This window comes from Oerskovia sp. NPDC060287 (assembly GCF_042726775.1).
In the GTDB taxonomy this organism is placed as follows: domain Bacteria; phylum Actinomycetota; class Actinomycetes; order Actinomycetales; family Cellulomonadaceae; genus Oerskovia; species Oerskovia merdavium.
In genome coordinates, this window is record NZ_JBHXBO010000079.1 from 1 (window position 1) to 17302 (window position 17302).

Sequence of the window (17302 nt, forward strand, 5' to 3'; positions counted from 1 at the left end):
GGTCTGCCTGGAGACCCAGCACCTGCCCGACTCGCCCAACCACCCCGAGTACCCCACCACCGTCCTCCGCCCCGGCCAGGGGATTCCCCTGCCGGGCCTCACGCGTGCCGCGGGTCGGTGCGCCGCGCTGCCGTGCTGCCGTGGCGCCGGGCGCGGCGACGGCGCCTCGGCGAGAGCCGCTCAGGCCTCCGGGATGTCCCGGCCGAAGGTCTCCAGGGTGATGTCGGCCGGGTCGGGGCCGCGGCGCACGCCCTGGTCGAGCGCGTCGATCGCGGCGAGCTCCGCGTCCGTGAGGGTGAGGTCGGCCACGTCGAAGTTCTCGGCGATGCGTGCGGGCCTGGTCGACTTGGGGATCGCGGAGCGGCCCTCCTGGAGGTGCCAGCGGAGCATGACCTGCGCGGCGGACTTCCCGTGCGCCTCGGCGATCGCGAGGATCTCGGGGTCGTCGAACGTGCGGGCACCGCCCTCGCGGTAGGAGGTGATGCCGCCGATGGGGGACCAGGCCTGGGTCAGGATGCCGTGCGCCGCGTCCACGGCCTGGAGGTCGCGCTGCTGGAAGTACGGGTGGACCTCGATCTGGTTGACGGCCGGGACGACGCTCGCCGTCTCCAGGAGGCGCTCGAGGTGCTCGGGCATGAAGTTGCTCACGCCGATCGCGCGGACCTTGCCGTCGGCCAGGAGCGTCTCCAGGGCGCGGTAGGCCTCGAGCGTGAGGTCGAACCGGCTCGGCAGAGCCTGGTGCAGGAGCAGCAGGTCGATCTGCTCGACGCCGAGCTTGCCCGCGGACTTGTCGAACGCGTGCAGCGTCTTGTCGTAGCCGTAGTCGCTGATCCACACCTTGGTCTCGATGAACACCTCGGCCCGGTCGAGGCCCGACTCGGCGATCGCCCGGCCGACCTCGCGCTCGTTGCCGTAGGCCGCGGCGGTGTCCACCAGCCGGTACCCGGTCTCGAGCGCGGTGCGGACCGAGGAGACGGTCTCCTCGGGCGCGGTCTGGAAGACGCCGAAGCCGAGGGCCGGCAGGGTGACGCCGTTGTTCAGGGTGAGGACGGTCATGTGGTGCTCCTTGGGTGGTGCTGGTCGTGGGGGCAGGACGGCTGGGAGGGGGGAGGTGGCGTCGTCGGGCACGTCGGGCGGGGGTGTCCAGGAGGTCCGGTGACGGTCAGGGCAGGACCACGACCTTGAGGGCCTCGCGCGCGTCCATGGCGCGGTAGGCCTCGGCGACCTGGTCGAGCGGGAGGACGCGGTCGAACACACGACCGGGATCGATGCGTCCGGCGAGCACGTCCGGCAGGACGTCCTCGATGTAGGCCCGCACCGGGGCGGGGCCGCCCGTGAGCGTGATGTTGCGTCCGAACAGCGAGCCCCACCCGACGGGTGCGTCCTCGTACTGCGGGACCCCGACCCGTGAGATGACGCCGCCCACACGCACGACCCCGTACGCCTGCTGGTAGGCGGGCATGTGCCCCACGGCCTCGATCACGACGTGCGTCCCCTGCCCGTCCGTGAGGTCACGGACCCGGGCGACGCCCTCCTCGCCGCGCTCGGGCACCACGTCGGTCGCGCCGAGCTCGACGCCCAGGTCGGTGCGGTCGGTGTGGCGGCCCATGAGGACGACGCGCTCGGCGCCGAGGCGCCGGGAGGCCAGGACCGCGCTCAGCCCCACGGCCCCGTCCCCGATCACGGTCACGGTCCGTCCGGGACCTACCTTGCCCATGTGGGCGGCGTGGTGCCCGGTCAGGAACACGTCGGAGAGCGAGAGCAACGAGTTGAGCAGGGCCTCGTCTGTGTCCGCGAGCGCCGTGCCGGTCCGGACGAGCGTGCCGTCGGCGAGGGGGATGCGCACGGCCTCGGCCTGGGCACCGCCCACTCCGCCCGTGCCGAAGAAGTGCCCGTGCAGGCACGAGGTCTGCATGCCCTCGCGGCAGTACACGCACGTGTTGTCCTGGATGCCGAACGGGCAGATCACGAAGTCGCCGCGGCGGACCGTGGTGACGTCGGCCCCGACGTCCTCGACGACGCCGAGCAGCTCGTGCCCCATGGGGCGCGGCTCGCCCGCGTAGTCGTGGTAGCGGTGCAGGTCCGAGCCGCACACGCACGCCCGCACGACCCGCACGAGGGCATCGGTGGGCTCCTGGATCTCGGGGTCGGGGACCTCGTCGACCCGGATGTCTCTCGTGCCGTACAGGTACGTCGCTCGCATGGATTCGGTCCCTTCGTCCGGGTGGCCACCGGTCGGTCGGTGGCACTGCATCCACTCCACCATCGCCCGGGTGAGGGAGGAACGCCCTGTCGAGAGGGGTACTGACAGTGCATGGCTCGGGCGGGGCACGGTCCGTAGGGTCGTGGGCATGGACCCACGAGACGAGGTGCGAGACTTCCTGTCGAGCCGCAGAGCCCGGTTGAGCCCGACCGAGGTCGGGCTGCCGCCGAGCACCGGGCGGCGCAGGGTCCCGGGCCTGCGCCGGGACGAGGTCGCGGTCCTCGCGGGCGTCTCCTCGGAGTACTACGCGCGGCTCGAGCGCGGCAACCTGGCCGGGGCGTCGGACGCGGTGCTCGATGCGCTCGCGTCGGCCCTGCGGCTGGACGAGGCCGAGACGCTGCACCTGCGTCATCTCGCGCACTCCGCCAACCAGCCGGCCCGCAAGCGGCGCGAGCCGGTGCGTGCCGCGACGGTCCCGGTGTCGGTGCAGCGCGTCCTGGACTCGATGACGGCGACCCCGGCGTACGTGACGGACAGCCGTCGCGACATCGTGGCGACCAACGCGCTGGCTCGTGAGCTGCACGCCCCCGTCCACGACTTCGCGCGAGAGACGGGTACCGCGCCCAACACCGCGCGGTTCGCGTTCCTCGATCCTGCGGCTCGGCGCTACTACGTGGACTGGGACGAGGTGTCCCGCGCCGTGGTGGCCGCACTGCACGGCGCGGCGGGACGCAACCCGTACGACCGGGCGCTCAGCGACCTGGTCGGCGAGCTCTCGACGCGCTCCGAGCGGTTCCGGGAGCTGTGGGCCACGCGTGACGTCCGCGTGCACCGGGCGGGTCTCAAGCGCATGCGCCACCCCGACGTCGGGGTCCTTGCGCTCGACTACGACGTCATGGAGCTCGCCCAGGAGCCGGGGTTGGGCCTGGTCGCGTACAGCGCGGCCCCGGGGAGCCCCGCGGCCGACGCCCTCGCGCTGCTGACGTCGCTCGCGGCGACCCGCGACGCCGACGCGGTCGCCGAGGCGGTCGGTGCGGCGGGCGGTGCGGCGGTCGGTGCGGCGGGCGCGCCCGACGGGGCGGGCGCCGACCGGGCGGCGGGCGCGTGAGGGCCGGCGCGGTCTCGCGTCGGGAGCTCCTGCGCGTAGCGGTCGCCGGTGCCGGGGTCCTCGCCGTGGCCTCGTGCGCGGGGACGGGAGGTCAGTCGGCGCCAAGCGAGCCCGTCGCGGCCGGCCCGACGACGGCGCCGCGGCCCACCACGGGCGCGACGGCAGGCGGCGGCGCGCTGATCGTCTTCTTCTCCCGCGCCGGCGAGAACTACTGGGACGGCGGCCGGCGCGACCTCGAGGTCGGCAGCACGGAGGTGCTGGCGACCATGATCGCCGAGCGCACGGGCATCGACCTCCACCGCGTCACCGCCGCCGACCCGTACCCGCACGCCTACGACGAGACCGTGGCGCGCAACGTGCGCGAGCAGGACGAGGACGCCCGCCCGCAGATCGCCGAGCCGCTGCCGGACCTCGCCGGGTACGGCACCGTGATCCTCGCGAGCCCGATCTGGAACGTGCGCCCGCCCATGATCATGTCGACGTTCCTCGACGGCGTCTCGCTCGCGGGTACGACGATCCTGCCCGTCACGACGCACGCCATGAGCGGACTCGGCCGGGCGCCCGAGGTCTACGCGACCCTCGCTCCCGACGCGGTCGTGGGCGAGGGGCTCGCGGTGCGCGGGGAGCGTGTCGCCGACGCCGGGCCGGAGATCGACCGCTGGGTGCGGGCGGCGGGGATCGGCTGAGCAGTCCGGGGTCGCAGTCGTTGTCGGCATCGACAACATGATCGAACATGTGTTCGAATAGCGCCATGAGGTGGGACGGGCAGGCGATCACGGCGGACGACGGCGCGCTGCCCGGGCTCGGACGCATGGCGGGGCTTGTGCGGACCGTGCGCACGCCGGAGTTCGCCGGTGTCACGTTCCACGAGGTGCTCGCCAAGAGCGCGCTGTCCAAGGTGCCGGGGGAGTCCCGCATGCCGTTCACCTGGACGATCAACCCGTACCGCGGATGCTCCCATGCGTGCTCCTACTGCTTCGCCCGCCCCTCGCACCGCTACCTCGACATGAACCCCGGCGAGGACTTCGACAGCCAGATCGTCGTGAAGATGAACGTCGCCGAGGTGCTGCGTGCCGAGCTCGCCAAGCCGTCCTGGGCGGGCGACGCGGTCGCGCTCGGCACCAACACCGACCCCTACCAGCGCGCCGAGGGGCGCTACCGGCTCATGCCCGGGATCATCGACGCCCTCGAGGCCTCGCGCACGCCGTTCTCGATCCTCACCAAGGGCACGCTCCTGCGCCGGGACCTCCCGCGCCTGAGCCAGGCGGCGCAGAGCGTGGACGTGGGCATCGGGGTCTCCTTGGCGTTCGTCGACGAAGACCTCCAGCAGGCCGTCGAGCCGGGGACGCCCACGCCGCGCGCCCGCCTCGACCTCGTCCGCGCCGCGAGGGCGGCCGGGCTGCCGTGCGGGGTCATGATCGCCCCGGTCCTGCCGTGGCTCACCGACTCGACCGACCACCTCACGCGCCTGCTCGACGCGGTCCACGAGGCCGGCGCGACCGGCGCCACGGTCCTCCCGCTGTTCCTCAAGCCCGGCACCCGCGAGTGGTTCATGGCCTGGCTGCGTCGCGACCACCCCGAGCGGGTCGCGGGCTACGAACGCGTCTACGCGAGCGGGTCGTACGCGAGCCGCGCGTACCGGGACTGGCTGTGGGACCGGGTGCGCCCGCTGCTCGTCGAGCGCGGCTTCGCGAGCGCCGGGCACCGCGCCCGGGCGCGCACGTCGGGCCACGCCCGGACCGCCTGGCACCCCGAGTCTCCTGGCGAGAGAGCGCGGCCCGACGAGGGTGACTACCCGGCCGGGAGTCTGGTGGCGCAGCACCGGGACAGCGGCAGAGCGCCAGCACGCACGGGCACGAGCGCGTCCGCGAGCGCCGAGCAGCTGCTCTTCTAGGTTCCCCGCGCGAATCGGGCAAAACCTGCTATCTTGCGGCCAGTCACACCATGGCGCGGATGCCGATGCCTCGCCGGTGCCCTTGTGATCGGCCGAGGATCCCCGCATGCCCAGGAAGCGCCCGAGCGCGGCACCGCCGCCCGTGCCCCCGTTGTTCACGACCGAAGAGACCCATCCCCAGATCGCCTCGATGCAGGCCGTGGCAGCCACAGAAGACTGGGCCGCGGTCGCCGCCCTCCTGGAGGAGCTGAGCCCGGTGGACCGGGACTTCGCCCTGAGGTACCTCTCCGACGTCGAGGGGGTCGAGGGTCTGCTGGAGCGGGCCTTGGAGGACGACCCGCGCGACCCGTTGCTGCGGACCCTCCTCGCCGAGCGCTACGTCCACATCGGGTGGGGGATCCGTAGCCGGTACCGCGCCGAGCACGTGTCTCGCGAACAGTTCGCGCAGTTCCACGACTGGCTGCGCAGAGCCGAGCAGATCCTCCTCGAGGTCTGCGCGGAGCACCCGACCTTCGTCCTCGCGTGGGACGTGCGTCTGACGACGGCCCGGGGGCTCGAGCTCGGGCACTCCGAGGCCCGCCGTCGCTACGGACGCTTGGCGTCGCTCGACCCGCACAGCTACGTCGCGCAGAAGGCGCTGCTCCAGCAGCTGTGCCCCAAGTGGAGCGGGAGCTGGGAGGACGCGCACGGGTTCGCGACCGAGTGCGCGGAGTCTGCCCCCGCCGGCGCGCCGAACGGGGCGGTCGTGGCGCTCGCGCACATCGAGCACTGGCTCGAGCTGGACCCGCCCGAGAAGGAGAGGTACATGGCGAGCGCTGCCGTCCGTGACGACCTCCGCCGGGCGGCTGCGCGGTCCGTGCGGCACCCCGAGCACCGGGAGGACTTCCACTCGGTCGGGGCGCACAACGCGTTCGCCCTGGCCTTCCTGCTCGGGGACCACGAGGAGGATGCCGCAGTGCACCTCCGGGTGATCGGCAACCGCGCCTCAGGCGCACCGTGGGACTACGTCGACGACCCCGTCACGTACTTCAGCTACTTCCGCGACGCCGTGCTGGCTGCGGGCTGAGAGGGATCGACATGTCCGCACAGATCGACATCGCCGCGCAGGACACGCAGGAAGAGGTCGTCGCGGGCGGCCTCGCCGCGCTCGCCTCCGTGGACCACATCGTCAGCTCCTCGACGGTCGACGGCATCCCGGTGCTGTTCGCGGCGCGTGCGAGCGAGCAGGACGGGCAGCGCACCGCCGGCCTGTTCTTCCGGGTGGGGAGCGCGGACGAGACGCTCGCGACCGCCGGGATCACCCATCTCGTGGAGCACCTGGCGCTGCACGGCCGCCAGCTCGCGGAGGGGCACCACAACGGCGTGACGGCCGAGGGGTACACCCTGTTCCACGTGCACGGGACCGACGAGGAGGTCGTGGCCTACCTCAACGGCGTGTGCGCGGCGCTCACCGACCTTCCGACGAGCCGGATGGACGTCGAGAAGCAGATCCTGCGGACCGAGGCGCAGCGCCGGGCGGGCGGGCCCTTCCGCCCCATGCGTCAGTGGCGCTACGGCGCTCAGACCTACGGACTGGCCGGTTACGACGAGCTGGGCATCCGCCGGCTCAGCGCCGAGGACGTGCGAGCCTGGGCCGGGGAGCGGTTCACGCGGGACAACGCCGTGCTGTTCGTCACGGGCGACGCGCTTCCCGAGGGGCTGGACCTGTCGTTGCCCTCCGGCGCGCGGATCCCGGCACCCACGGCGAGCAGCGCGCTGCCGCAGACTCCGGCGTTCTTCCAGGGGGAGGACGGGCACGTCGTGCTGGACGCCGTCGTGGAGCGGTCGGCGGGCGCGATAGTGCTGGCGCAGGTCGCTGCGCGCGCACTCTTCCGCGACCTGCGAGAGGTGGGCGGGTACTCGTACACCGCGGACGGCGACTACTCCCGGCGAGACGCCACGCACGCCACGTTCACGTTGTACGCCGACGCGTTGCCCCAGCAGCAGGGCGCCGTCGTCGGCGGCATGATCGACACCCTCGCCCGGCTCCGGCTCGGGGTGATCGAGCAGGCCGAGCTCGACGCCGTGCGGGCGCCGCTGCTCACTTGGCTCGACTCGCCGGATCTTGCGGCTGACCTGCTGCCGACGTACGCGCTCGACGTCCTGCTCGGACACCCGGTGAAGACCCCGGAGACGTCCCGGGCCGAGCTCGAGGCCGTCACGGTCGAGGACCTGCGCCAGGTTGCGGAGGACGTCTGGGCGGGGGCTCTGCTCCAGGTGCCGGGACGGGCCGGGGCCGAGTGGGCGGGCATGGCCGTCGCGCCGCAGCGGTCGGCGGCCGCTGTCGAGGGGATCCGCTACCCGCGCGTCGACAACCCGGACGTCGCCCTCGTGATCGGGTTGGAGGGAGTCAGCCTGACGACCCCGGACGGTGCGGCGACGGTCCTCTTCGAGGACTGCCAGCTCCTGTCGGCGAGACCCGACGGGGCCCGCCATCTGATCGGGGCCGACGGCTTCTCCGTCGCGATCGAGCCCACCCTGCACGTCGGCCTGAACGGCCCCTCGATCGAGCAGGGCGTCGACGCACGCGTGCCCGAGCACCTGGTCGCCAGGCTCCCCGCCCGTGACCCGCAGGAGATTCCCCAGCCGCGCCCGCCCACGCAGGACGTGGGTGCACGCGCTGGGATCGGCGGGTGGATCGACCGGCACCTCGACCTGAGCGTGAACCTGCTGCGTCAGGTGTTCCTCGTCGTGCTCGCGCTCGGGGTGGTCGTCACCCTGCAGACCGAGTTCGTCGGGAGCGCCCTGGTCGTCCTGCTCCTGGTCTGGGGCATCGTCCAGGGAAGCGTGGGGATCGCGTGGTGGCTCGCCGCGAGAAGGCGGCGCGAGGTGGGTGCGGCGCGGAGGTGACGAGGCCGCTTCGAGCCGGGTAGCGGGCTCCTACGTCGCCCCCGTGGCAGGGAGACGTTCGGAGCCCGACCGACGCCGACGACGTCCCGGCGAGGAGAGGGACCCGACCTGCACGGAGCGACTACGCTCTCGCACCATGACGCTCGCCTGGCCGACCTCTCGTGGGCTGCCCGCCCTGGGGGACGTGGCGCCGCACGTCCGGACCCCGTTCGGGGACGTCGTCCTGTCCGCTCGGTGCGCCGGGAGAGACACGGGAACCGTTCCTGGTTCCACGTTCGCCCTGCCTGCCGGCGGCCGGCTGCTGCACCGGCGCGGCCCCTCCTGGTCGCTCGAGCAGATCCTCACGCCCTTGCCGACCTTCGACAAGGAGGGAAGGTCTCCGGCCACGACCTGGGGAGTCGCCTGGCGCGTCCAGGCGCTGGGAGCGATGGTCGAGACGAGCCTGCGCGTCCAGATGGCTGATCAGCCCGTCGGGCTCGACGTCGGGACCGCCGACGGACAGCACCTCGCGGCGCTCGCGGCCGACGACGGTCGCACGGAGCTGGTCATCGGCGGGCCGGACAGCGAGGGAGTCTGGGGCCTCGTTCTCCGGGGGCTGTGTCCCGCGCGATGGAGGTCCGACCATCCCGGGCTCGCGAGCGACCTGTCGCTGGTGGACGACGTGCCGCGCAGGCTCGGGTTGCCACGTGCGGCCAGGGGCCAGCGCGGAACCTCAGAGCGCCCCGGGCTCGAGTGGAACCTGCCCGTGCTCGAGGACGGCGAGGTCGTGGTCCTCGCGTGCGCCGTCTCCTGGGCGCCGTACGACGCGGAGTCGGAGTGGGCGTGGCTGTCCGTGGACGTCGGACCGGAGCACGTCGTCCGGCACGCGTCGCGCGGGACGTCGAGCGCCTGACCAGCTCGGGCCGGGCCGTGACGGCCCGCGCTCAGTCCTGCGCGAGCCGTGCCGGGAACCCGCCCGTGGCCACGGGGCCCCAACCCGTGACCGTCACGCGCAGGAGCGACTTGCCCTGCGCGACCATGGCCCGGCGGTACTCGTCCCAGTCGGGGTGCTCCCCGGCGATCGAGCGGTAGTACTCGACGAGGGGCTCGACCGAGTCGGGCAGGTCGATCACCTCGGCCGTGCCGTCGACCTGGACCCAGGCGTCGTCGAAGTCCTCGCCCAGGACGCACAGCGACGCGGCGGGGTCGCGCCGCAGGTTCACGGCCTTGGCGCGGTCCGGGTAGGTCGAGACGACCACACGCCCTTCGTCGTCGACCCCGTACGTGACGGGGCTCATCTGCGGGGCGCCGCTCGCGCGCCGGGTGAGCAGCACGGCCCGCCGGTTGGCGCGCAGGAACGCGACGAGCTCTGCGCGTCCGATCCGGTCCGTGGTCGCGATCCGCCTGGCCATGCGTGCCTCCCGGGGAGAATTCTCATGAACGTGGTCCGCCCACAGACTAGACTCGTCCGCGTGCGTCGTCTGCGCACTCCCCACTCCCATCCCGGGACGCCACTGCGCGCCCCGGCATGTTCCGGAAGGACTCTCTCCGTGCTTCGCACCCATACAGCCGGCTCCCTGCGGGCCGAGCAGATCGGTCAGACCGTCACCCTCACCGGCTGGGTCGACCGTCGCCGCGATCACGGTGGGGTGGCCTTCATCGACCTGCGTGACGCCTCGGGCATCGCCCAGGTCGTCATCCGTGACGAGTCGGTCGCGCACCCGCTGCGCGCCGAATTCGTGCTCCAGGTCACCGGTGAGGTCTCCCGGCGTCCCGAGGGCAACGAGAACAAGAACCTCCCCACGGGTGAGATCGAGGTCGTGGCGAGCGACGTCGTCGTGCTCAACGAGTCCGCGCCCCTGCCCTTCCAGGTCTCCACTGCCCTCGAGGGCAACGAGGTCATCGGCGAGGAGGCACGCCTCAAGCACCGCTACCTGGACCTGCGCCGCCCCACCCCGGCCCACGCCCTGCGCCTGCGCGCCAAGGCCAACCAGGCCGCACGCCGCGTGCTCGACGCGCAGGACTTCGTCGAGATCGAGACCCCGACCCTGACGCGCTCGACCCCGGAGGGCGCCCGCGACTTCCTGGTGCCCGCGCGCCTGGCGCCGGGCTCCTGGTACGCCCTGCCGCAGTCCCCGCAGCTGTTCAAGCAGCTGCTCATGGTCTCGGGCATGGAGCGCTACTACCAGATCGCCCGCTGCTACCGCGACGAGGACTTCCGCGCGGACCGACAGCCCGAGTTCACGCAGCTCGACGTCGAGATGAGCTTCGTCGAGCAGGACGACGTGATCGCGCTCGGCGAGAAGATCCTCGTCGCGCTGTGGGACCTCATCGGGTACAAGATCCCCACGCCCATCCCGCGCATGACGTTCCACGACGCGATGCGCCTGTACGGCTCGGACAAGCCGGACCTGCGCTTCGGCAACCCGCTCGTCGAGCTCACGGACTACTTCAAGGACACCCCGTTCCGCGTCTTCCAGGCCGAGTACGTGGGCGCCGTCGTCATGGCGGGCGGGGCCTCGCAGCCGCGCCGCCAGTTCGACGCCTGGCAGGAGTGGGCCAAGCAGCGCGGGGCCAAGGGCCTGGCGTACGTGACGTTCCAGGAGGACGGCACCCTCGCGGGCCCGGTCGCCAAGAACCTCTCGGAGGCCGAGCGCGAGGGCCTGCGCGACGCGACCGGCGCGCAGCCGGGCGACGCGGTGTTCTTCGCCGCGGGCAAGACCAACGAGTCGCGCGCCCTGCTGGGCGCGGCCCGTCAGGAGATCGCCAAGCGCACGGGCCAGATCGACGAGGACGCCTGGGCGTTCGTCTGGATCGTCGACGCGCCCCTGTTCAAGCCCACGGGGGAGGCCGCCGACGAGGGCGACGTCGCACTGGGCAACTCGGCCTGGACCGCGGTGCACCACGCGTTCACCTCGCCCACGCCCGAGTGGATCGACACGTTCGAGCAGAACCCGGGCGAGGCGCTCGCCTACGCGTACGACATCGTGTGCAACGGCAACGAGATCGGCGGCGGCTCGATCCGTATCCACCGCCGCGACGTCCAGGAGCGCGTGTTCGCGGTCATGGGCATCGGCGAGGAGGAGGCGCAGGAGAAGTTCGGCTTCCTGCTCGACGCCTTCGCGTTCGGCGCCCCGCCGCACGGCGGCATCGCGTTCGGCTGGGACCGCATCGTGGCGCTGCTGACGAAGTCGGAGTCGATCCGCGACGTCATCGCGTTCCCCAAGTCGGGCGGCGGGTACGACCCGCTGACGCAGGCGCCCGCGCCCATCACGGCGCAGCAGCGCAAGGAGGCGGGCGTCGACGCGAAGCCCAAGGCCGCGCCCGCGCCGGACGCCGCTGCGGACACCGACGCCGCTCCTGCCGCCACCGGGAAGGCGTGACCGCCCCGGACACCCGCACGCAGGCAAGGACGCTGGGAGGCTCGACCGGTCTGACGGACCGGTGGGCCTCCCACCCCTTTGTCCTGACCGACCTCGCGGAGTGGGACGTGCGCGGGGTGTGGCAGGACGAGCACGCGTGCGTGCTGAGCGTGGCGCTCGGGGCCCCGGCGTCCGAGGTCGAGGGGCCCGACGGCGCCGCTCGCCCTCCGCAGGCCGTCGGCCTGTGGGGCGTGGGGGCGGCCGAGGCGACGGCGGACGTGCTGGCCCGGGTCGTGGGCTCGGGCGTGATCGGCGGCCGCGTGGTCAGCGCGGGGCTGCCGCGCGGGACGCTCGGCTTCCTGGGAGACCGGGTCGCGGACGCCGACCTGCCGGCCGTCCTGCGCGACGGCGACGGTCGGTCGGTGTCGAGCTGGGACTTCTTCGCCACGCGCGAGGCCCCGTCGGCCCAGCCGGGCGAGGAGCGGGTCGAGGCCCTGACCGGGCCGTCGGCAGCGGCCGAGGTGCGCGCGTGCCTGGACGTCGCGAACCCGCTCGCGGAGATGAGCCCCGAGGACCCGTGGGCCCGCTGGTGGGGATGGCGCGACCCGGACGGTGCGCTGCGCGGGGTCGTCGGTGCCCGGCAGGTCGAGCCCGGCACGCCCTGGGCGCTGGGCAGCATCGCGACCGACCCCGCCTGGCGCGGGCACGGCATCGCCGCGGCCACCACGGCCGTCGTGACCCGGGCCGGTCTGGCCGAGGCGGACTGGGTGACCCTGGGCATGTACGCCGACAACGACGCGGCCCGCCGCGTCTACTCCCGGCTGGGCTACGCCGTCGTGCAGGAGTTCGAGAGCCGCCACTGAGCCGGTCGCCGCAGGGGACGGTGCTCTGGTGCGACGCACGCGGCGTTCTGCACCAGAGCTCCGCACCCGACGGTGCAGGGACGGGCAGCGGCGGTCAGTGCGTGATCGAGAACCTCGAGTACAGCCACCTCAGGTGCTTGGGGGCCCACCAGTTGGCCCGGCCCAGGAGCGTCATGGTGGCCGGCACGAGCAGGATCCGCACGATCGTCGCGTCGATGAAGACCGCCACGGCCAGCGCGAACCCGACCTCCTTGATCACGAGCAGCTCGCCGAACACGAAGCCCGCGAACACCACGATGATGATGGCCGCGGCCGAGGTGATGATGCGCCCCGACCTCTGCAGGCCCAGCCGCACGGCCTCGTCGTTGGACAGGCCCGCGTCGTGCAGCTCCTTGATGCGCGAGAGCAGGAAGACCTCGTAGTCCATGGCCAGGCCGAACGCGAACGCGATCACGAGCGCCACGACGTAGGTCTCGATGCCGCCCGCCGACGAGAAGTCCAGCACGCCCTCCAGGTGCCCCTCCTGGAACACCCACACGAGCACGCCCAGCGACGCGGCCAGCGACAGCACGTTGGTCAGCAGGGCCTTGACCGGGATGAGCACCGACCCCGTCATGAGGAACAGCAGCACGAACGTCGCCACGACCACGATCCCCACGGCCCACCACACCCGGTCCGCGAGCGCCGCCCGGAAGTCGACCTGCCCGGCCGCCTGGCCCGTGACGTAGAAGTCGAAGCCGGGGTCCAGGGCCCGCACCTCGTCCACGACGGCCACCGCCTCGGGGCCACCCGCGTCGTCGGCGTCGACGTGGACCCCGACGACCGCGTGGTCGGCGCCCACGGCGACCGCCGGGTCGACCCGCTCGACGTGCTCGAGTCCCGCGATCTCCTCGGCCCAGGCCTGGGCCTGCTCGGGCGTGGAGTCGGTCACGACGCGCAGGTCGGGACTCTCGGACGCGGGGAACTGCGCGGTGACCTCGTCGACGAACTCGCGCTGGGGCGAGCTCTGGGGCAGGAGCTCGATGCCCGAGTTGCGCATCTGCAGACCCAGGACGGGCAGGGCCAGGACGACCAGGACCGCCACGGTGCCGAGCATGACCCACACCGGGTGGCGCTGGACGCGGCCGGTGAGGCGCGAGAACACGCCCTCGTCGGACTGGACGTCGGCCGTGCGCGCCAGGACGGCCCGCAGCCCGGGGACGCGGCTGAGGACGCTGGGAGCCACCAGGCGGTGCCCGGCGAGGGCGAGCAGTGCGGGCACGAGCGTCATGGCCGTGGCCACGGCGATCAGGATGATCGCGAGCCCCGCCGCGCCGATCGCGCGCAGGATGTCGGGCTCGACGACCATGAGCCCGGCGATGGAGATGGCGACGGTCAGCGCGGAGAAGGCGACGGTGCGTCCCGCGGTGGCCATGGTGCGCACGACCGCGGCCGTGACCTCGGCCTGTGACGACGGGCCGGACGTCGTGGCCCCACCGGGGGCACGCTCGTCGACGAGCCGGTGCAGCTCCTCGCGGAAGCGCGAGACGATCAGCAGCCCGTAGTCGATCGACAGGCCCAGGCCCAGCAGGGTCACGACGTTGACGACCGACGCGTCGATCGTGAGCGGGTAGGACAGCGCGAGCAGGACCCCCAGGCCCGCGCCGATCGAGGCGATGGCCCCCGCCATGGGCATCGCGGCCGCGAGGAACCCGCCGAAGACGAGCACCATGACGAGCAGGGCGATGGGCAGGGCGATCATCTCGCCCGTCGTGAGGTCCTTCTCGACCTGCGACGTGATGGCCTCGACGATCAGGTCGTTGCTCGAGACGAGCCCGGTCGCGCCCGGCGCGGCCTCGGCCAGGTCCTCGGGGACGGCCTCGAGGCGTTCGACGACGTCGCTCGCCGCAGCGGCCGTGGCCTCCTCGTCGAGGCCCGCCTCGAGCGTGACCGACACCAGGAACCCGTCTCCGTCGGCCGCGACGAGCGACCGGGCGGCCTCGGTCTCGAGACCCCCGGGGATCACGAACGGGTCGACGACCGTCGCGACCCCGGTGATCGCGTCGAGCTGCTGGTGCACGGGGTCCATGGCCGCGGCGACCGCGGGGTCGGCCGGGTCGGCGCCGCTCACGAGCAGCGAGATCTCCTCACCCGTCGTGTCCTGGTCGGTCAGGATCTGCGTGCCGCGCTCGTTCTGCGAGCCCGGGACCGCGGGCTCGCCCGTGGTCAGGCGGTCGAACAGGCTCTCGCCGTGGACGCCCACGACGGCGAGCGCGAAGCCGAGGACGGTCAGCACGACCCAGACGGCGACGGTCAGGCGGGGACGGTGGGCGACGGCGCGCCCCAGGCTCTCGAACACCCGGCCAGCATGGCACCTCGGCCGGGGCGGTGCCGGGTCGTGCAGGATGTGGGCGGACCGGAGTCGGTGAGTGTGGGTGGCGGTGCGTAGGCTCGGTGCATGCTTCCCGGGATGGACCTGTTCGACGCCGCGACCTCCGGCACCCAGGGGACACCCCGCCCGGGGCCGGGCTCGCCCCTCGCGGTCCGGATGCGCCCCGCGGCCCTCGAGGAGGTGGCCGGGCAGGAGCACCTGCTGGTCGCCGGCTCGCCCCTGCGTCGCCTGATCGACGTGGACGGGCCGGGTGCCTCGCGCGCGGCCCCGGGCTCGGTCATCCTGTGGGGCCCGCCCGGCACGGGCAAGACGACGCTCGCCTACCTCATCGCCTCGACCTCGGGCCGGCGCTTCGTCGAGCTCTCGGCCGTCACCGCGGGCGTCAAGGACGTGCGCCAGGTCATCGACGACGCCCGGCGCCGTCTGGCCACGGGCGGCGAGGAGACCGTCCTGTTCATCGACGAGGTCCACCGCTTCTCCAAGTCCCAGCAGGATGCGCTGCTGCCCAGCGTGGAGAACCGGTGGGTCACGCTCGTGGCGGCCACCACGGAGAACCCGAGCTTCTCGGTCAACTCGCCCTTGCTCTCGCGCTCGCTCCTGCTGACCCTCAAGCCCCTCACGTCGGGTGACGTGCGTGCCCTGGTGCACCGCGCGCTGGTCGACGAGCGCGGGCTGGGCGGGGCCGTCACGCTCGCGGAGGAGGCCGAGGAGCACCTGGTCCGCCTCGCGGGCGGCGACGCCCGCAAGGCCCTGACGATCCTCGAGGCCGCGGCGGGCGCCGCGCTCTCGGAGGTACCGGACGCCCCGGTGCGCACCACGGGTTCCGACGACGACGCGCAGGACCCGGGCGACGCCGTCGGGCGTGCGGGCGCGGACGACCCGGGGGAGGGGGCGGAGGCTCCCGACGAGGGCGAGGACGAGGACCGCGCGACCGGGGAGAGCCCCGCGCCGGGGACGGCGCACGGCGCCGTGGTCGTCGACCTCGAGACCATGGAGCGCGCGATCGACGTCGCCGCGGTCCGCTACGACCGCGACGGCGACCAGCACTACGACGTCACGAGCGCCTTCATCAAGTCCGTGCGCGGCTCGGACGTCGACGCATCCCTGCACTACCTCGCGCGCATGATCGCCGCGGGTGAGGACCCCCGGTTCATCGCCCGGCGCATCGTCATCTCGGCCGCGGAGGACGTCGGCATGGCCGACCCCAGCGCCCTGCAGACCGCGGTCGCCGCGGCCCAGGCCGTCGCGCTCATCGGCATGCCCGAGGCCCGGATCATCCTGGCCGAGGCTGTCGTGCACCTTGCGACGGCCCCCAAGTCCAACGCGGCCTACCTCGGGATCGACGCGGCCCTCGCGGACGTGCGCGCGGGCAAGGTCGGCACGGTGCCCGCGCACCTGCGCGACGCCCACTACGCGGGGGCCAAGGAGCTGGGGCACGGCAAGGGGTACAAGTACGCGCACGACACCCCGCACGCGGTCGCGCGCCAGCAGTACCTCCCGGACGTCCTGCAGGGCACGCGCTACTACACCCCCACCGACCGCGGGTTCGAGCGCTCGGTGACCGAGCGGCTCGAGCGGATCCGGCAGATCCTGGGCGACTGAGGGCCGGCGGACGGAGCTGGGGTGCTCGTCGGCACGTCACCGGCGGCCCGTGACCAGGGCACGGCCCGCCCCCCGTGCCCCGTGCGGTAGACTTCTCAGGTTGTCTCCGCCCGTCAGGGCAGGGACGGCCACCTGGGACCTCGGCCCCGCAGCCCCGCAGGACACCCTCGACCCAGGTCGAGGGGAGTCGCATCCTCACGGATCACGGTGGTGGCTCATCGGCTGGTCCCGCACCCGGCAATCCGCACGGGTGTGACGTCAAGAACACGACAGGACAGGAACACACTGTGTCTTCAGTGACTCGTTCGCGCCGCCAGGTTCGCCTGAGCCGCGCGCTGGGCCTCGCGCTCACGCCCAAGGCAGTCAAGCACTTCGAGAAGCGTCCCTACCCGCCCGGTGAGCACGGCCGCGCCCGTCGCCGCACCGAGTCGGACTACGCGGTCCGTCTGCGCGAGAAGCAGCGTCTGCGCGCCCAGTACGCGCTTCGCGAGAAGCAGATGGCTCGCGCCTACGAGGACGCTCGCAAGGACGCCGGTCTGACCGGTGAGGCCCTGGTCGAGAACCTCGAGATGCGTCTCGACGCGCTCGTGCTGCGCTCCGGCTTCGCCCGCACCATCCTGCAGGCGCGCCAGGCCGTCGGCCACCGCCACATCCTCGTCGACGGCAAGATCGTCGACCGCCCCTCGTTCAAGGTCAAGCCGGGTCAGACGATCCAGGTCAAGCCGAAGAGCCAGGCCACCACGCCGTTCCAGGTCGCCGCTGCCGGTGCGCACCGCGACGTCCTGCCGGCCGTCCCGGCCTACCTCGACGTCCAGCTCGAGAAGCTGAGCGCCGTCCTGGTGCGTCGCCCCAAGCGCGTCGAGGTCCCCGTGACCTGCGAGGTCCAGCTCGTCGTCGAGTACTACGCTCGCTGATCCTCCTGCGCGGCTGCTGCCGCGCGCCGTGGGCGGACCCCGCCCACACCCCCAAGCCCGGGGGGGGGGGGGTGGTGGAAGACGGGGGGGTTTTGGGAGGGGGGGCCGACGGCGCGG

14 protein-coding genes are annotated in these 17302 nt (G+C 73.1%); 10 read left to right on the forward strand and 4 right to left on the reverse strand.

Going from position 1 to position 17302, the window contains the following annotated elements; all coding sequences use genetic code 11:
• Positions 1-180: 180 nt before the first annotated feature.
• Positions 181-1056 carry an aldo/keto reductase gene (locus ACFWFR_RS09190; RefSeq protein ID WP_377616463.1) on the reverse strand — a complete coding sequence of 292 codons (876 nt, stop codon included), beginning with the start codon at positions 1054-1056 and terminating at the stop codon, positions 181-183.
• A 106-nt stretch (positions 1057-1162) separates the two neighbouring features.
• Entirely contained in the window at positions 1163-2203 is a 1041-nt protein-coding gene (locus tag ACFWFR_RS09195) for a zinc-binding dehydrogenase (RefSeq protein WP_377622556.1), read from the reverse strand.
• 148 nt (positions 2204-2351) lie between these two features.
• Here ACFWFR_RS09195 and ACFWFR_RS09200 point away from each other — a divergent pair, with 148 nt between their 5' ends.
• From ACFWFR_RS09200 to ACFWFR_RS09225, 6 genes are all read left to right on the forward strand, one after another.
• Positions 2352-3311 carry a helix-turn-helix transcriptional regulator gene (locus tag ACFWFR_RS09200; protein ID WP_377622558.1) on the forward strand — a complete coding sequence of 320 codons (960 nt, stop codon included), beginning with the start codon at positions 2352-2354 and terminating at the stop codon, positions 3309-3311.
• A complete protein-coding gene (locus ACFWFR_RS09205) occupies positions 3308-3997 on the forward strand; it encodes a flavodoxin (protein ID WP_377622560.1) in 690 nt (229 codons plus the stop codon). The genes ACFWFR_RS09200 and ACFWFR_RS09205 overlap by 4 nt, the downstream gene beginning before the upstream one ends.
• Before the next feature lie 65 nt (positions 3998-4062).
• Positions 4063-5205 carry an Rv2578c family radical SAM protein gene (locus tag ACFWFR_RS09210; RefSeq protein ID WP_377622574.1) on the forward strand — a complete coding sequence of 381 codons (1143 nt, stop codon included), beginning with the start codon at positions 4063-4065 and terminating at the stop codon, positions 5203-5205.
• Between the two features lie 106 nt (positions 5206-5311).
• Entirely contained in the window at positions 5312-6271 is a 960-nt protein-coding gene (locus ACFWFR_RS09215; protein ID WP_377622562.1) for a hypothetical protein, read from the forward strand.
• An 11-nt stretch (positions 6272-6282) separates the two neighbouring features.
• Complete coding sequence (locus tag ACFWFR_RS09220; protein ID WP_377622564.1) at positions 6283-8094, forward strand: M16 family metallopeptidase; 1812 nt, start codon at positions 6283-6285, stop codon at positions 8092-8094.
• Positions 8095-8230: 136 nt separating this feature from the next.
• Positions 8231-8986 (forward strand): hypothetical protein, encoded by a 756-nt coding sequence (locus tag ACFWFR_RS09225; protein ID WP_377622566.1) that lies wholly within the window; start codon positions 8231-8233, stop codon positions 8984-8986.
• Positions 8987-9017: 31 nt separating this feature from the next.
• On the opposite strand, the gene ACFWFR_RS09230 is transcribed toward ACFWFR_RS09225, so the two are convergent.
• Positions 9018-9485: a PPOX class F420-dependent oxidoreductase gene (locus ACFWFR_RS09230; protein WP_377622568.1), complete on the reverse strand. Its 468-nt coding sequence runs from the start codon at positions 9483-9485 to the stop codon at positions 9018-9020.
• A 138-nt stretch (positions 9486-9623) separates the two neighbouring features.
• Here ACFWFR_RS09230 and aspS point away from each other — a divergent pair, with 138 nt between their 5' ends.
• Positions 9624-11456: an aspartate--tRNA ligase gene (gene aspS, locus ACFWFR_RS09235; protein WP_377616468.1), complete on the forward strand. Its 1833-nt coding sequence runs from the start codon at positions 9624-9626 to the stop codon at positions 11454-11456.
• The gene (locus tag ACFWFR_RS09240) at positions 11453-12298 is read left to right on the forward strand and encodes a GNAT family N-acetyltransferase (RefSeq protein ID WP_377622570.1); all 846 of its coding nucleotides are present in this window, start codon (positions 11453-11455) and stop codon (positions 12296-12298) included. Before aspS ends, ACFWFR_RS09240 begins: the two co-directional genes overlap by 4 nt.
• Before the next feature lie 94 nt (positions 12299-12392).
• On the opposite strand, the gene ACFWFR_RS09245 is transcribed toward ACFWFR_RS09240, so the two are convergent.
• Positions 12393-14636 carry an MMPL family transporter gene (locus ACFWFR_RS09245; RefSeq protein ID WP_377622572.1) on the reverse strand — a complete coding sequence of 748 codons (2244 nt, stop codon included), beginning with the start codon at positions 14634-14636 and terminating at the stop codon, positions 12393-12395.
• Positions 14637-14747: 111 nt separating this feature from the next.
• Here ACFWFR_RS09245 and ACFWFR_RS09250 point away from each other — a divergent pair, with 111 nt between their 5' ends.
• Both ACFWFR_RS09250 and rpsD read left to right on the forward strand, forming a co-directional pair.
• Positions 14748-16271, forward strand: coding sequence for a replication-associated recombination protein A (locus ACFWFR_RS09250; RefSeq protein WP_377622576.1), 1524 nt, complete (start codon positions 14748-14750; stop codon positions 16269-16271).
• A gap of 287 nt (positions 16272-16558) precedes the next feature.
• Positions 16559-17185 carry a 30S ribosomal protein S4 gene (rpsD, locus tag ACFWFR_RS09255; protein ID WP_056652049.1) on the forward strand — a complete coding sequence of 209 codons (627 nt, stop codon included), beginning with the start codon at positions 16559-16561 and terminating at the stop codon, positions 17183-17185.
• The last annotated feature ends 117 nt before the right edge of the window (positions 17186-17302 follow it).

Excerpts from the sequence above, each read along its gene's own strand:
- ACFWFR_RS09210 (WP_377622574.1), top strand. The coding sequence starts at position 4,063 with ATGAGGTGGGACGGGCAGGCGATCACGGCGGACGACGGCGCGCTGCCC.
- ACFWFR_RS09250 (WP_377622576.1), top strand. The coding sequence starts at position 14,748 with ATGGACCTGTTCGACGCCGCGACCTCCGGCACCCAGGGGACACCCCGC.
- ACFWFR_RS09215 (WP_377622562.1), top strand. The coding sequence starts at position 5,312 with ATGCCCAGGAAGCGCCCGAGCGCGGCACCGCCGCCCGTGCCCCCGTTG.
- ACFWFR_RS09220 (WP_377622564.1), top strand. The coding sequence starts at position 6,283 with ATGTCCGCACAGATCGACATCGCCGCGCAGGACACGCAGGAAGAGGTC.
- ACFWFR_RS09230 (WP_377622568.1), bottom strand. The coding sequence starts at position 9,485 with ATGGCCAGGCGGATCGCGACCACGGACCGGATCGGACGCGCAGAGCTC.
- ACFWFR_RS09195 (WP_377622556.1), bottom strand. The coding sequence starts at position 2,203 with ATGCGAGCGACGTACCTGTACGGCACGAGAGACATCCGGGTCGACGAG.
- ACFWFR_RS09225 (WP_377622566.1), top strand. The coding sequence starts at position 8,231 with ATGACGCTCGCCTGGCCGACCTCTCGTGGGCTGCCCGCCCTGGGGGAC.
- ACFWFR_RS09200 (WP_377622558.1), top strand. The coding sequence starts at position 2,352 with ATGGACCCACGAGACGAGGTGCGAGACTTCCTGTCGAGCCGCAGAGCC.
- ACFWFR_RS09190 (WP_377616463.1), bottom strand. The coding sequence starts at position 1,056 with ATGACCGTCCTCACCCTGAACAACGGCGTCACCCTGCCGGCCCTCGGC.